A 15,454-nucleotide genomic window follows, 5' to 3' on the forward strand; every position below is an offset into this window, starting at 1 on the left:
CAACGATTACTTTAACGTAACTTCTTGTAACATTCCTTCTACTAACTTCAACTGGTCATCTTTAGAAGCCAATTCTCTTTTCACTACAGATTCTGCAATTCCAATAGAAAGTTCTGCTACTTGGTTTTTTAATTCAGATAACGCTGCTTGTTTTTCTTGCTCAATAGAAGCTTGTGCATTCTCGATTAATTTAGCGGCAACTTCTTTCGCTTCATCTTTCGCGTCAGAGATCATTTTGTCTTTGATCTCACGTGCTTCTTTCATTAACGCATCTCTTTCTGCTCTTGCTTCTTTTAACAACTGCTCGTTGCTAGCTTGCAAGTTTTCCATTTCCTTTTTTGCGTCTTCTGCTGAAGCTAATGCATTTTTAATTCCTTCTTCTCTCTCGTTAACAGAATCTAAAATTGGTCTCCAAGCAAACTTTCTTAACAAGAATAGTAATGCTAAAAAAAGCACTGCCATCCAAAAAAACAATCCTAACGAAAAATCTTCAAGTAACTTCTCCATGATTTTAATATTATATCTCTAATGTTTTCTGTTTAATTCAAATTGTAAAAGAACAGCTATAACCAACCGTTATAGCTGTTTCTTTGTTTAGTTTTAGCTTACTGCGAATAAAGCAGCAAATCCAATACCTTCAATTAAGGCAGCAGCAATTAACATTGCTGTTTGGATCTTACCTGTAGCTTCTGGTTGACGAGCAATAGCTTCCATTGCTTTTCCACCAATTTGTCCGATACCGATACCAGCTCCGATTACTACTAATCCTGCACCTACGATGTTTGGAATTGTCATAATATATTTATTTAAAAATTAAACATTCAAAATTTATTCACTCCTTAGTGGTGATCGTGTTCCTCCACTGCTGCTCCAAAATAAAGCGCTGATAACATTGTAAAAATATAGGCTTGTAAAGCTGCTACTAACAACTCTAAGATTCCTAATACAAATGCTAATAAAAATGAAAGTGGAGTTCCTAACCAGTTCTTAAAAATGAACATCATTCCAATTAAACTCATTAATACAATGTGACCTGCTGTAATGTTTGCATACAAACGGATCATTAATGAAAATGGTTTGATGATCGTTCCTAATAATTCAATAGGAGCTAATATGATTTTCATTGGGGCAGGCACTCCTGGCATCCAGAAGATGTGCTTCCAATAGTCTTTTTTTGCTGTGAAAGTGGTAATCAAATACGTTAGCAACGCTAAGAAAAATGTTACCGCAATATTGTTGGTGATATTTACACCTAGAGGTGTTAAACCAAATAAGTTTACGATCCACACAAAGAAGAATACCGTTAATAAGTAACTCATATATCTCTTATAGTTCTTCTCTCCAATGTTTGGCTTGGCAATATCGTCACGGATATACAAAACGATTGGCTCTAATAAACGACCCATTCCTGTTGGCAATCCGTTGTTCTTCTTGTAAGACTTTGCCATTCTTTTGAACATAAAGAACATGATCAAGAAAACAACAAAAATCATTACAACGTTCTTTGTAATCGAAAAATCTAATGGCTTTTCATTTGTTGCGTGGTGATCTGCATCATAGTTAATGGTACCTGCAGCATCTGTCTTATAGATTTTCCCGTGGTATAACTTATAGTAGTTTCCATCTACCTCTGCAACTGTTTCTCCGTGGTGAAACTTAGAAGATGAGAACACTTTCAAACCACCGTCCCATAAAATTACAGGTAATGGAAATCCGTAATGAGTTACATGTCCTTTCTCGTCTGTGCTTGAGAAAAACCCGAAATCATACGTGTCTTGTAAGTGGTGCTGAATGTACTCCTTAATGTATTGTTCTTTGTCTTGAGGCTTACCATCTTTTTTGTCGCCAGAAGCAAAAGAAGTAAATGAAGTTAGTAGGAATATTAGGGCTAACGCTTTTACAGTTATTTTTCTACGCATATCACTCGTAATAATAGTGGCTTAAAAATCGCTGCAAAGGTAAGTTTTTATCTTAAAACCAAAAACTATTTTAAACTTTATTTTTAAGGCTTTTTGCGTTGAGTTTCAGGAGGGTAATTCATCCAATTTATTTAGCCATTTAGATAAGCTAAAAATCTCTATAACAAGTGTTAAAAGATATGGAATGAAAAAAGCAAAAAATTCGGTTTCAGAAATCGATCCATCTTTCTTGTAAGCCCCGTAAAATAAGGTGAAAAACAAGGCAAACTTTATCATACTTCCTGAAATAAAAATGAAACCTAACTGATTTTTAAATCTTTGCCTAAATACAAACAGAAAAACAAAGACAATAATAGCCAGCGCTACATTTACTATATAAGCCAATACGATCTTATCGGCAAACAAAGGCAATTCCATAAGTTTTAAAACCAAAAGATGTAACCCAAAAGTTACTCCTGTAAAAAAAAGAATTCGAATGACGAAATTTGAAATTGTCTTGCTCATTTAAGAATTCAGTCTGTTCAATTGTTTGATCACTAGATATAAAGATACGCCTACTCCGGCCAATGTAGTGATGATAATGTATAGTTTCTCTCCTTGATTATAGGTTGAGTCAAGCCATTTCCCTAACAAAACAAATAGGTAAATGGTTGCGCCCATTTGAAATGCAACTCCGGTAAGAACCAGTGCGTTCTTAAGCTGTTTTTTCTTTGAGGGCTCTTTGTTGCTCATGCTGATTCAGTTCTTTTACAGTTCCTTTCATAGCACATGTTGCATTAAATGTGGCTCCGGGCTCTACAGATAGTTTTCCAATGATCACATCTCCTGATATATGGGCAGATGCTTTGATGGTTAATGTTTCTTGCACCAACAACTCTCCGGAGAACTTTCCTTCTATATCTGCATGGGTAGATTCTACTTTTCCTTTGATAAATCCGTCAACTCCAATAATAACCTTTCCGTCGGTTACTAAATTTCCTTCCAGAGTTCCGTCAATTCTAAAGTCTCCTTCAGATTTAATATCTCCTACAATGGATGTGTTCTTTGCTACAACATTTCTTTCCATCACCTTGGGTTTTTGTGTTTTTTCTTTGCTACTAAACATGGGGGATCACTGTTTTAGTCGTTTAATTAATTCTAATGCTTTTTTACCTTGTTCTGTTTGCGGATATGCTACCGCAACTTTTTCAAGGGCTGCAATATAAGATTCTTTTCTTTGATACTTTCCTATAGCATAGGCTTTTAGAAGTGTAAACTTAGGAATTAGTAAAGAATCTTCAAGGGTTGGTAAGACTTCAGTAATAAAACAAACCGTTTCTTCAAAAGATTCATCTTTATACAATCTGTATGCTATTTTATACAATTCTGACACCTCATCAACTTCTTTATTCTCCTTCAACTCACTTTCTGGATTTAAAATAATCTTTGCAAAAGGAGTATCGGCATAATCTGTTAAAACAACATTCTTATACTTCTCTGATTTTCCATCTCCTAGTTCTGAATAGATCTGATATAAGTGATAGTTTGCTGGTAAGATCAATTCTTTATCCGGGTTAACACTCAACAGTCTTTCTAGGTTTGAAATAGCTTTAGGTGTATTTTTAAATTGTTCTTTATAGATCAACCCCAACTCAAAAAGAGCTTTATTTCTGTCATACACCAAAGAATCTATTTCTTTAGGTTTTGACGGAATTGTCTTTAAGTAGGTTTCTAATTCGTATCTGGCTAGCTTCTGACTGATCTTTACATTGTCTTTGGCATCTTCCTTTCTAGTGGTTTTGTCAGACCATCTCCAATTATCTTCTAAAGATCGGGTACCCCACACTCTTTCAAATTCTCCTTTTCCGAATCCCAAAGATTGAACATTGTAGAAATACCATTTTCCTTTGTTATCTCTTGCTTGAGCACTTCCGCCTCCAAAAGCATTTCCAAAAGAAATCGCGTTGAGCTTCTTTTGAGCTTCTTCTTCATCTGCTTTTTTGATCTTGTCTATATAATCCTGAAAGAGCTTTCTTCTTTCTTCGCCAGACATTCCAACCAACTTAAGAACACTATCATTTCTTTGCAGTACTTCTTCATACTTTCTCAAAGAGGCCAGATTTTTTGCTTTTCGTTCTATTCTTTTAATTCGAAGTGTCTGCTTGTCTTTTGCAACCAGTAAAACACTATCGTAATAAGAACTTGCGGTTACATAGTCCAAATCTTTAAAGTAGATATTGGCCAGTCTTTCGTAACTGAAAGTTTTTTGCTTGGGCTTTGCCTCTTTTGCGCGTAGAGAATAATTGTAATATTCTTTAGCTCTGTCTATACTATCTCTTCCTTCTTCCAACGTACCTACTTGGTAGTACAAAGCATCTAAATAAGGTCTGTTATCTCTGTTCTTGATCAATTTTTTAAATCGATCTAACAATGCTATTGTAGAAGAATCTGATGGCGAGTTTTTTGCCAACTCTATGTTTGCATGGATTCTAAATTTATACGGCGCTTTTTTAAAGTCGACCAAATTTTGAAATACCAATGTCGCCGAGTCTTTGTTTTTTTCCATAGCATACAACTGTCCTAAAACATACATATTTCTAGATCGTTGTACCTTGTTTTTAGAGGTTTCAGTTGCCAGCCAAAGATGTTCTTTAACTCTGTGAATGCTGTCCATCTTTAAATAGGCCATTGCCATTGCCGTATGTGCCTCTTCTTTGATCAACTCTGGAAGTTCCGGTTGCCTTAATAAGATCGACAAGGTTTCAATAGCCAATTCTACATTGTCAATTCGAATATTGGCTTTTGCTCTCCAAATTTTGGTCTCATTAATAAGGTTTGCCTTTGGATAGTTGGCAATGATGTAATTAAAAGCTTCTATCGCAGGAATAAAACGTTCTGTATAGTATCTGGATTTTCCTAAAAGAAGATAAGCATCGTCAATTTGCTTGTTGCGCTCTTTTCCATAAATATTCATGGAGTGTTTTTGAATGGCTTTTACTGCTTTTTCTTCTGCTTTTTCAAAAGGAGGTAATGCTTTCTGATTGTCTTGCTTTTTAATAGGCGCTCCCGGGCCACCAAATCCTGAGTTGAATTTAGGTGCGGCAACAATATTTCCTTTGAACTTGATAGGCTCAATTGGAATCAGCTCCCAAAAATCATCTTCGTATTTCGAATTGATGTCATCAATCCCTTGCTGAAAGGCCACTTTTCCATTGTATAAGACATTGTACTTTGTGGTTACAGAATGGAAACTTCTGTTTAAAAATGCATCCTTTCTTGTACTACAGGAAGCAATCAAAAACAGTAACCCTAGAAATCCTATTTTTTGAATGTTCTTCATTAGCATGTAAAAACTCTTATTTACAACAGTTTCAAAGTGAAAATATTGCAAATAAGAGCGTAAAAATAGGAATAAAACTTAGATATAGTTGGCTAAACAGAAAAATAGCTCTCCAACTCTTTTAAGGTTTCCTCTGAAGTTTGAATGTCTTTTACTACGATTCCTTTGTCGAGAACCACAATTCGTTCACATACTTCGGTAACGTGACTCAAGTCGTGACTGGAAACCAAAACAGTTACTTCTCTGTCTTCCGTTAAGGTTTTTAAAATCTTCTTTAATCGGATCTGAGTAGTTGGATCTAGGTTTGCAAAAGGCTCATCTAGAATAACCACTTGCGGATTTCCCATCATAGCAGCAGCAATTCCTGCCTTCTTCTGATTTCCTTTACTTAAATCTCTTAAGTATTTTTTCTTCCCGATGATCTCTCCGTTGAAGAATTCATCAAATTGTGCAAGAAATGCTTTTACATCGGCTGCTGTCATTCCTCTTAGATCTCCAATGAAATCAAAATATTCTTCTGGTGTTAAATATCCAATTAGAAAAGTCTCATCAATAAATGATCCTGTAAAGGTTTTCCATTCTTCACTTTCGTTAACAACTACATCGTTATTGGTAATTCCTCCTGTAGTAGGTCTGATCAAATCCAATAATAAATTGAAGTACGTAGTTTTTCCGGCTCCATTATTCCCTACCAATCCAAAACTCTGTCCTTTTGGAATTTCAAGAGAATCAATATTTAGCACTTCTGCTTGTCCGTATTTTTTTGAAATATTTTTTGTTTGTATCATGGTATTCGATATTAGTTGTCTTGATCAAAAGCTCCGATCATTTTGTATTTAGATTTGATGTATTTTTTGGTAATCGTTTTCATAATTTTTGTATGAAAAACGATTCCTAAAAGTCCTAATGCTATTAAGACAGTAACGGCAACTTCAAAGTTGATGAAGTAATTTAACGCAGCAAAAAGCCCCATTGGTATTACCATTAAAGGAATACCTATTAACCATTGAACGGCTCCTGTTCCTTGGTAATTAAATGCTGCTTTTTGGTCTAGATTGATCTTCTTTCTATTAAAAGACCCTCCATACATAATTACGTGAGTATTTACTCCAATATTGTAGATCATGGCAGCAAAATGTACCAATAGTATTTTCCACCCAAAGTATACGTATGGAATTCCAAAAACAAATAAAAGAACCACACTCATACTCATAAGAACAAACTTTGACTCCAGGTATCTTTTATACTCAAAGTTCTGACTCATAAGCATTTTATAGTAGCCACTATCCCAAGCAGGAATAAATTGTCCGAAATTAATTAAGAAAGATCCTGTAGAAAAAATTCCTATAAACGAATAGAAAAACTCCATATCTCTATATACGGGTTGTGGATAAAAAAACAGTCCATAAAGCAATCCAATGACCAGGATAAATAATGTACTTTTTGTTCTCTTATTTCTCATGATCAATCGTAAATCCAATTGCATAAATGGAGCAATATCTCCAAACCTTCTTGTCCAAGACAAGTCAGATGTTTTTGCTTCTTTTATTTTTACCTGAACTGCACTATCTACATATAGTTTGTTTTTTAAGCTTCTATAATTAGAGATATACAATACCACTAACATTCCAATGACAATTAATAAATACACAGGTGTCTCAAGGATTGCTGTAATTCCAGATGCAGTTAGATCTGATAATGGGATCACTTGATAATGATTCAATCCCGACAACAATCCTAAAATCCCAACAATAGGGAGTATGGATAATTCAGATTTTGCCATTAAGTTTTCTAGGAAGAAGTTTAACATGTTTATGACATGCGTTACCAAGAAAATAAACCCAAACCATGTCCAAACTTGAGTAGGGTCATATCCCTTCCCTATCAGAACAATGGAAAATGGTATAGCAAAAAATAAGGGTAAAAAATTAAAGAATGAGAAGATCGATTTTGTTAGTACAAAATTTACAATCTTACTTCTTTTCACTGGAAGTGTCAAAAAAGGCTTCACGGTCATTACAGGTAATTTTTGTAGGAAAAAGCGAACTGCTAAATCAGCAGAAATCCAATAAAACAGAGCCTGGTTTACAATCGTAAATGGATCTTGATCTGGATATGCTTTTTTAAGTACTGGAAATAATCCAAACCCCATTCCTAAAAACATAGCAATGAAGTAAAGAGCAAAGAATCCCATAAAGATTTTTATTCCAATGCTCTTTTGCCAATAAGGAGCTCTAAAATATTGCTTCCATTCTAGGCGTAAAAAGTGTGCAATCATTTTGTTAGTGAATTAGTTTGATAACGAATAAGTATCTAAAAGTTGGTTTTTGTTACAAATTCTTCTGCAATTTATATTCTGGATAAACTTCTTCCAACAGTTCTTCTGCTTTGTTAGGAATTGTAAAATGGGTCACATAAAAGCTTATTAAAAGTAGGGTTAATAGAAAAGAAACCAACCCAATCCAATATACTGATAATGAGAAAAAGTCGATATCTAAAAAGTTCAGTGCATTCCATATGTTTATGAGATAGACAAAAATTAACCCTCCTTTTGTTTGATGAATCATTTCTTCCAACAAAAAAATCTTTTGCTCTTTCTTCTTTCTTGATCGGACTTTGTATTTAATGATGATTTCAAAAACTATTGAAGACAAACAGAAAATTATAAAGGCTGTAACTAAAATTATCGGGCCTACTCTTATCTGTAATAAAAAGAAAAACAAACTAAAAATAGCAGCTGTTCCAATGATCTTGGGAATGTCAAACCATTCCTTAACAAACCTCCACAGGATTCTCCAATATTTCTTGGTCATCTGTTTTTCTTTCTGACTCACAACATCAGAAAACCCAAAAACTCCAAACTTTTTAAATGATATATCTCTTGCTTCTCTAAATGATAAGTTTGGTTTTTCTAACCATATCGTTTCAATATCATTTGCTAAGTGGTCTACCAGCTCTGTTTGTAAATCATAATGAATTACATAATGCTTTCTAGTGAATTTGTATAACTCTTCTATTTCTTTTTCAGTCAATTCCATATTATTCCAAGCTTAATTTAGGATTTACCAACTTTTGCATTGTGTTTAAAAACTCCTGCATTTCAGAAAGTCTATTTGTTGTTTCTCTTAGCCCTTCCTCTGTTAATCTGTAGTATTTTCTTAGGCGGTTTCCTACTTTAGAAACCTCAACTTCCAAAACACCTTCAGCTTCCAATTTGTGTAACGCCGGATACAATGCTCCTTCTGTAATTTGAAGTTCTCCTTTTGTGAGTTCTTTTACTTTCTGAGTGATCTCATAACCGTACATTCTTGTGTTCTCTTCAAGGAGTTTTAAAATGATGGTTTGCAAAGATCCTTTATATAGTTTTTGATTTCCCATACTTCATGTTTTCACTGAGGTCAAATGTATACATAATTTTCTTATGCATAAAATTCAAAGGTATTGTTTTTTTGAGCATAAAAAAACCCGAGTAAAAACTCGGGCTTATCTTAGGCTTCAACTTTTAAAACTTGTTGAATGATTTCTTTTAGGTTTTGCTTGGGCAGTGCTCCCGTTGCCATTTGTGGTTGCTCATCCATAGGAATAAACAACATAGAAGGAATACTTCTAATCGCAAAGGCAGCTGCTAATTCCTGCTCTGCTTCTGTATCTACTTTATAGATATTGATCTTGTCTCCATACTCTTCACTTAATTCCTCTAAAATTGGAGCGATCATTTTACAAGGCCCACACCAATCTGCATAAAAATCTATAATAGCAGGAACCTTTCCTTCAAAGGTCCACTCTTTATTTTTCTCGTAATTGAAGACCTTTTCTAAAAAGGTTTCCTTCGTTAATAGCTCTGTCATATTATACTTTCCTTATTGTGCGAAGTTAGACGTTTTATCTTCAAACAAATTACATCATCTAAATCTTTCAAAAAAAGCATCAATTTTATTTTTCTTAAATTTAAACCTAACTAATTATTAACTAATACCTTACATTATGAATTCCATTGCAATGATTGCTCGTTACCTTTTAGGTTTAGCGATGTTAGTTTTTGGAGCTAACAAATTTTTCCATTTTATGCCCAACCCCGAATTATCGGAAACTGCTGGTGCATTTATGGGGGCTTTAGGCGGAAGTGGTTACATCTTTCCTACCTTGGGAGTGATTTACATTTTAGCTGGTTTACTCTTAGTGATAAACAAGGCTGTGCCTTTCGCTTTGATCCTGTTAGTACCTGTTTCTTTTAACATCGTAGCATTCCATTTAAAGTATGCTCCTGATGGGATTTTATTTGCAGCCATAGTTGCAGTATTGAACTTATTCTTGATCTATACAAACTGGGATCGATTCAAGTCGCTCTTTGATTAAAAATAAACGTTAAATTCTGTTAAAACCTCCTGTTTCTGTAACATAGGAGGTTTTTTTTATACTAATTTAGAAGCCAATTAATTACGTTTCACAATGAAAAAACTAATCATTCCTATTCTTTGCGCTGCGACCGTTCTGACTGCATGTAAAGAAGAATCTAACAAAAGAGAGATTACCGTGAATTATCCCGAAACAACAAAACAACCGGTTTCTGACACATATTTTGGAACCGAAGTAGTAGACAATTATCGTTGGCTGGAAGATGATAGAAGTAAGCAAACAGAAGATTGGGTAAAAGCTGAAAACGAAGTTACTTTCGATTACCTCAGTAAAATACCTTATCGAGATCAATTGAAAGATCGATTGTCTGAATTATGGAATTACGAAAAAATAAGCTCTCCTTTTGTTGAAGGTGATTATACATATTATTATAAGAACGACGGGCTACAAAATCATTCTGTTGTGTATCGTAAAAAAGATGATGCAGGAACAGAAGAAGTTTTCTTAGACCCTAACACCTTCTCTGAAGATGGAACAACCTCATTAAGCGGAATCAGTTTTTCTAAAGACGGAAAAACTGCGGCTTACTCTATTTCTGAAGGGGGAAGCGATTGGCGAAAGGTCATTGTAATTGATGTAGAAAGTAAAAAGATCAAGGAGGATACTTTAGTCGATGTAAAATTCTCAGGAATTAGCTGGAAAGGGAACGATGGTTTCTATTATTCAAGTTATGACAAACCTAAAGGTAGTGAGCTTTCTGCAAAAACGGATCAGCATAAACTATACTATCATAAATTGGGAACTCCTCAAAAAAACGATCCTGTGATCTTTGGAGGAACTCCTGAAGAAAAACATCGTTATGTCTTTGCTTATTTAACAGAAGACAATAGATATCTTGTCATACAAGCTCAAACTTCCACTTCAGGAAACAAGCTTTTTATCAAAGACTTAACTCAGAAGAACAGCAAATTAATTACAGTTGTCGGTAACTTTAATAGTGATACGTTCGTCATAGATAATAAAGGAAGTAAATTATACTTGGTAACCAACTTGAATGCTCCAAATCAAAAGATCGTAACAGTAGACGCTAGCAACCCTACTCCAGAGAACTGGACGGATTTTATTGCTGAAACTGAACATGTATTAAGCCCTTCTACCGGAGGAGGATATTTCTTTGCTGAATACATGGTAGATGCTGTTTCTAAAGTTTTACAATACGATTTTGATGGAAAATTAGTGAGAGAGATCAAATTACCTGGCGTAGGAAATGCCGGAGGGTTTGGCGGTAAGAAAGATGCAACAATTGATTACTTTACTTTCACCAATTACAACACACCGTCTAGCATTTATAAATTGGATATAAAAACAGGAGAATACGAACTATACTGGAAGCCTGATATCGATTTTAATTCTGCTGATTATGAAAGTAAGCAAGTATTCTATACTTCTAAAGACGGAACCAAAGTTCCTATGATCATTACCTACAAAAAAGGAATTGAATTGAACGGTAAAAACCCGACCATACTGTATGGTTACGGTGGGTTTAACATTAGTTTGAACCCTAGTTTTAGCGTAACAAGAGCTGTTTGGATGGAGCAAGGCGGAATTTATGCTGTTCCTAATTTACGTGGTGGTGGAGAATACGGAAAGAAATGGCACGATGCAGGAACACAAATGCAAAAACAAAATGTGTTTGACGATTTTATTGCTGCTGCCGAATATTTGATCGAAAACAACTATACATCCTCAGACTATTTAGCCATCAGTGGAGGATCTAACGGAGGATTATTAGTAGGAGCAACCATGACGCAACGTCCGGATTTAATGCGTGTAGCACTGCCTGCTGTTGGAGTTTTGGATATGTTACGTTATCACACATTTACAGCCGGAGCCGGATGGGCATATGACTACGGAACTGCTGAACAAAGTAAAGAGATGTTTGAATACTTAAAAGGGTATTCGCCTGTACACAATGTAAAAGAAGGCGTAGAATACCCGGCAACAATGGTAACCACCGGAGATCATGACGATCGTGTGGTACCTGCTCATAGTTTTAAGTTTGCTGCTGAATTGCAGGACAAACAAATCGGTAGCAATCCTGTTTTGATACGAATAGACGTTAATGCAGGTCATGGTGCCGGAAAATCATTAGAACAAATAATAGAAGAGTCTTCCGATGTTTTCGGATTTACACTATTCAATATGGGTTATGAGAAATTACCAAACCCGCCAAAATCAAAAATCAAATCATAAACAAAAACCAAAACAAATGAACTCAATTAAAAAGGTTTTCCTCTTTTCTGCAATTGCTGCATTTGGAATTGTAGCATGTAAGAAAGATACCGACGAAAAAAGTGCTGGAATTGTTCTAGAAAATATGGATACTTCTGTACGTCCTAATGACGATTTCTTCCGTTATGTGAACGGAAATTGGCTGGACAAAACAGAAATTCCTGCAGACAGAACTTCTTGGGGAAGTTTTGGAGAGCTTCGTAAAATGACAGATCATGATGTATTAACCATTTTAAATGAAGCTATTGAAACCGGAGATTTCCCAAAATTAAAAGATGCTGAAGGAAATCTAAAAACTTCCGATCAGCAAAAAGCTGTATACTACTACCAGTCTATCATGGATACTGTAGCTAGAAATAAGCAAGGGATTGACCCTGTAAAACCATTCTTAGCAAAAATTGATGAAGTAAAAAACTTAAAAGATCTTGAAGAATTGTTAATAAACTTCACTCCGTATGGTGGAGCTGGATTCTTCAATTTCGGTGTTTTCAACGATTTAAAGGACAGTAAAATGAACGCAGGTTATTTAGGAGCTGCAGGATTAGGTTTGTCTAGAGATTACTATGTAGATCAAGATGAAGACACAAAAGGAAAAAGAGAAAAATACGAAGCTCACATTGCTAGAATGTTAGCAGAGTTTGGTAGCGACGAAGCAACTGCTAAAAAAGACGCTGCTAAAATCTTAGCTTTTGAAACTAGTTTAGCAACTCCTCGTTTGACCAAAGAAGAGCAAAGAGATACGCGTAAACTATACAATCCAATGACCTTAAAAGAATTGTCTGACTTGGTTCCTTCTATCAACTGGCCTGAATACTTTAAAGGAATTGGTGTAAACGAAATCGACAGAGTGATCGTAACTCAGCCGAAATATATGAAGGCGATGAACGACATCATGAAAAACAGCTCTATTGAAGACATCAAATTATACTTACGTTGGTCTTTGATCAATACGGCTGCAGGAATCTTAACTACAGATCTAGAAAAAGCAAACTGGGAGTTCTACAGCAAAACATTAAGAGGAGCTAAAGAACAACGTCCTAGAGAAGAGCGCGCTTTAGGAAACGTAAACGGAGCAATTGGTGAAGCTTTAGGGAAGTTATATGTTGATAAAAAGTTTCCGCCGGAGGCAAAGAAAAAAGCTGAAGAAATGATTGCCAATGTAATGCTTGGATTCGAAAAAAGAATCAAAGGATTAGAGTGGATGAGTGAAGAAACTAAGAAAAAAGCTATCGATAAGTTAAACAAGTTAACCGTTAAGATCGCTTATCCTGATAAGTGGAAAGATTACTCTGCTTTAGAAGTAAAAGGTCTTGAAGAAGGTGGTACTTACTTTGACAATTCTGTGAATATTTCTAAGTGGGGATTCGAAGAAAATATGAGTAAACTTGGAAAAGAAGTAGACAGAACTGAGTGGGGAATGTCTCCTCAAACAGTAAATGCTTACTTTAATCCTGTAAACAACGAGATTGTTTTCCCTGCGGCTATTTTACAACCTCCTTTCTATGATTACAAAGCAGACGATGCTGTAAATTATGGTGGTATCGGAGCTGTAATCGGACATGAGATCTCTCACAGTTTTGACGACTCTGGATCTCGTTTTGACGGAGATGGAAACTTAAACAACTGGTGGACTGAAGAAGACTTAACTAAGTTTACTGCTTTAGGTAAAAAATTAGCAGACCAATACAGTCAGTTTACTGTAATTGATGATGTTAAGATCAACGGTGAATTTACACTTGGAGAAAACATTGGTGACCTTGGAGGAATCCGTGCTGCTTATGAAGGATTGATGATCAGCTACGAGAAGAACGGAAAACCAGAACCAATAGATGGGTTTACTGCTGAGCAACGTTTCTTTATGTCTTGGGCTACTATTTGGAGAATCAAGTCTAGAGACGAGGCTTTAAAGAATCAAGTAAAAACAGACCCACACTCTCCTGGAATGTTCAGAGCATTCGTTCCATTACAAAACGTAGATGCTTTCTACAAAGCATTCAATATTGTTGAAGGAGATAAAATGTATATCAAACCAGAAGACAGAGTTGCTATCTGGTAATTAGATTATAAACTGTCTTTGCGATTGCGTGTTAGTGCAAGAAGCAAACTCATTAATTTCGTGAGATTACTTCGAGATAAATCTCTCGTAAAGACATTTTTCACCTTATTTTTGCCGTAGGTTTAACGCCTACGGTTTTTTTATGCTGCACGTTAAGAACATATCCTTTCAATACAACAACCACAAAGAGGTTTTGAAAAACCTTTCATTTCAGTTGGCTCCCGGAGAACACTTGTGTGTAATGGGAGAAAGCGGTAGCGGAAAATCTACTTTATTAAAAGCCATTTATGGTTTGTTGGATGTAAAATCAGGAGAGCTCTATTGGAAAGATCAGCAAATTTTAGGACCCGCTTTTCACTTGGTTCCGGGAATGGAATTCTTCAAGTATGTTGCTCAGGATTTCGATTTAATGCCGTATACTTCGGTAGAAGAAAATATTGCAAAATTCTTGTCTCGTTTTCACCCTGAAGAATCAAAACACAGAACAAATGAATTGTTAGAGGTAATCGAAATGAAAGCCTTTGCCAAACAACGAGTTAAAGACCTTAGTGGCGGACAACAACAGCGTGTTGCTATAGCTAGAGCATTGGCAAAAGAACCCGAAATGATCTTGTTGGATGAGCCTTTTAGCCAAATCGATAATTTTAAAAAGAACTCGCTACGAAGAAAGCTTTTTTCTTATTTGAAAGAAAAGAACATTGCTTGTATTGTGGCTACACACGACGGAAATGATGCTTTGTCTTTTGCTGATAAAATGATTGTGATCAAAGATCATCAGATCTTAGCACAAGGAGCTCCAAAAGAGCTGTATCAGCATCCGAAAGAACATTATGTAGCTGCATTGTTTGATGATGTAAATGATATTATGATTGACGGGGAAAACCGATTGTTATACCCACATCATATTAAAGCCGTAGATACTTCAGAATACCATGCGGTTGTAAAAAATTCCTATTACAAAGGGTTTAGTTGGCTAATCGAAGCCGAATTAAAAGGGCAATCTATTTTCTTTCAGCATTCACAAAGGATTGGGTCAGGAAATGTAGTGTATCTCAATTTTTCTACCATTCCAAACTAACGCATCTCCTTCTTTTTTTCCCAACAACAATTTTCCGATCGGAGAAGAGGCAGAAATAGCGAAAAACACATCCTTGTCCACTTGCAGTTGACCTGCGCTTATGCTTAAAAAATACGTTCCTAAGCTTGTATTGACAATCGCGCCCAGACTGACAATTGAAGAGGGTTTTGTAGGGTCTATCTTTGCCAAGATCTCTTTCATTTGTTGAACCGATGCCAATTGTTGCCCTGCTTTTTCCATTTCCAATTGCAACATCGCTCGTCCGGTTTCGTGCTTGTCTCCGGCAGAACTTTTGGTTTCTGAGCTCAATGCTTTTTGATGCGACTGAATGGTGTTTTCAATGGTGTTTAAGCGTTGCTGTACATACTCGGCGCAGTGTTGATAAAGTTGTTGTTTAACTGTCATTAATCTTAGTACATCGTGTTATAAAATGC

Annotated in this window: 17 protein-coding genes; 4 read left to right on the forward strand and 13 right to left on the reverse strand. The window is 35.5% G+C overall.

Annotated elements, in window-relative coordinates; genetic code table 11:
* Positions 1 to 6: 6 nt before the first annotated feature.
* The 12 genes from ACFSRZ_RS06000 to trxA form a co-directional block, all read right to left on the reverse strand.
* A complete protein-coding gene (locus tag ACFSRZ_RS06000; RefSeq protein WP_379665626.1) occupies positions 7 to 507 on the reverse strand; it encodes a F0F1 ATP synthase subunit B in 501 nt (166 codons plus the stop codon).
* Positions 508 to 600: 93 nt separating this feature from the next.
* Positions 601 to 795 (reverse strand): ATP synthase F0 subunit C, encoded by a 195-nt coding sequence (atpE, locus tag ACFSRZ_RS06005; protein WP_379665627.1) that lies wholly within the window; start codon positions 793 to 795, stop codon positions 601 to 603.
* A gap of 44 nt (positions 796 to 839) precedes the next feature.
* Complete coding sequence (gene atpB, locus ACFSRZ_RS06010) at positions 840 to 1,919, reverse strand: F0F1 ATP synthase subunit A (protein WP_379665628.1); 1,080 nt, start codon at positions 1,917 to 1,919, stop codon at positions 840 to 842.
* A gap of 105 nt (positions 1,920 to 2,024) precedes the next feature.
* Entirely contained in the window at positions 2,025 to 2,423 is a 399-nt protein-coding gene (locus ACFSRZ_RS06015) for a hypothetical protein (protein ID WP_379665629.1), read from the reverse strand.
* Positions 2,424 to 2,651: an AtpZ/AtpI family protein gene (locus tag ACFSRZ_RS06020; RefSeq protein WP_379665630.1), complete on the reverse strand. Its 228-nt coding sequence runs from the start codon at positions 2,649 to 2,651 to the stop codon at positions 2,424 to 2,426. It abuts the gene before it with no gap.
* Positions 2,614 to 3,024 carry a bactofilin family protein gene (locus tag ACFSRZ_RS06025; protein WP_379665631.1) on the reverse strand — a complete coding sequence of 137 codons (411 nt, stop codon included), beginning with the start codon at positions 3,022 to 3,024 and terminating at the stop codon, positions 2,614 to 2,616. Before ACFSRZ_RS06025 ends, ACFSRZ_RS06020 begins: the two co-directional genes overlap by 38 nt.
* A 6-nt stretch (positions 3,025 to 3,030) precedes the next feature.
* Positions 3,031 to 5,238: a type IX secretion system periplasmic lipoprotein PorW/SprE gene (gene porW, locus ACFSRZ_RS06030; RefSeq protein WP_379665632.1), complete on the reverse strand. Its 2,208-nt coding sequence runs from the start codon at positions 5,236 to 5,238 to the stop codon at positions 3,031 to 3,033.
* A 92-nt stretch (positions 5,239 to 5,330) separates the two neighbouring features.
* A complete protein-coding gene (locus tag ACFSRZ_RS06035) occupies positions 5,331 to 6,026 on the reverse strand; it encodes an ABC transporter ATP-binding protein (RefSeq protein ID WP_379665633.1) in 696 nt (231 codons plus the stop codon).
* 11 nt (positions 6,027 to 6,037) lie between these two features.
* A complete protein-coding gene (locus tag ACFSRZ_RS06040; RefSeq protein WP_379665634.1) occupies positions 6,038 to 7,516 on the reverse strand; it encodes a DUF5687 family protein in 1,479 nt (492 codons plus the stop codon).
* 52 nt (positions 7,517 to 7,568) lie between these two features.
* Complete coding sequence (locus ACFSRZ_RS06045) at positions 7,569 to 8,276, reverse strand: hypothetical protein (RefSeq protein WP_379665635.1); 708 nt, start codon at positions 8,274 to 8,276, stop codon at positions 7,569 to 7,571.
* A 1-nt stretch (position 8,277) separates the two neighbouring features.
* The gene (locus tag ACFSRZ_RS06050) at positions 8,278 to 8,616 is read right to left on the reverse strand and encodes a PadR family transcriptional regulator (protein ID WP_379665636.1); all 339 of its coding nucleotides are present in this window, start codon (positions 8,614 to 8,616) and stop codon (positions 8,278 to 8,280) included.
* Positions 8,617 to 8,726: 110 nt separating this feature from the next.
* Positions 8,727 to 9,086: a thioredoxin gene (gene trxA, locus ACFSRZ_RS06055; protein WP_379665637.1), complete on the reverse strand. Its 360-nt coding sequence runs from the start codon at positions 9,084 to 9,086 to the stop codon at positions 8,727 to 8,729.
* A gap of 136 nt (positions 9,087 to 9,222) precedes the next feature.
* Here trxA and ACFSRZ_RS06060 point away from each other — a divergent pair, with 136 nt between their 5' ends.
* The 4 genes from ACFSRZ_RS06060 to ACFSRZ_RS06075 all read left to right on the forward strand — a co-directional run bounded on the left by ACFSRZ_RS06060 (position 9,223) and on the right by ACFSRZ_RS06075 (position 15,020).
* Positions 9,223 to 9,594: a DoxX protein gene (locus ACFSRZ_RS06060; protein WP_379665638.1), complete on the forward strand. Its 372-nt coding sequence runs from the start codon at positions 9,223 to 9,225 to the stop codon at positions 9,592 to 9,594.
* A gap of 93 nt (positions 9,595 to 9,687) precedes the next feature.
* Positions 9,688 to 11,847, forward strand: a complete 2,160-nt coding sequence (locus ACFSRZ_RS06065) for a prolyl oligopeptidase family serine peptidase (RefSeq protein WP_379665639.1) — start codon at positions 9,688 to 9,690, stop codon at positions 11,845 to 11,847.
* Positions 11,848 to 11,863: 16 nt separating this feature from the next.
* Positions 11,864 to 13,942 carry a M13 family metallopeptidase gene (locus ACFSRZ_RS06070; RefSeq protein ID WP_379665640.1) on the forward strand — a complete coding sequence of 693 codons (2,079 nt, stop codon included), beginning with the start codon at positions 11,864 to 11,866 and terminating at the stop codon, positions 13,940 to 13,942.
* A gap of 142 nt (positions 13,943 to 14,084) precedes the next feature.
* Positions 14,085 to 15,020 carry an ABC transporter ATP-binding protein gene (locus tag ACFSRZ_RS06075; RefSeq protein ID WP_379665641.1) on the forward strand — a complete coding sequence of 312 codons (936 nt, stop codon included), beginning with the start codon at positions 14,085 to 14,087 and terminating at the stop codon, positions 15,018 to 15,020.
* Here ACFSRZ_RS06075 and ACFSRZ_RS06080 read toward each other — a convergent pair.
* On the reverse strand, positions 14,976 to 15,425 hold the full coding sequence (locus ACFSRZ_RS06080) for a 3-oxoacyl-ACP synthase (protein ID WP_379665642.1): 450 nt from the start codon (positions 15,423 to 15,425) through the stop codon (positions 14,976 to 14,978). The genes ACFSRZ_RS06075 and ACFSRZ_RS06080 overlap by 45 nt on opposite strands.
* Positions 15,426 to 15,454: the final 29 nt, after the last annotated feature.

Origin of the sequence: Pseudotenacibaculum haliotis, from assembly GCF_042684245.1 — a bacterium.
Taxonomy (GTDB): domain Bacteria; phylum Bacteroidota; class Bacteroidia; order Flavobacteriales; family Flavobacteriaceae; genus Polaribacter; species Polaribacter haliotis_A.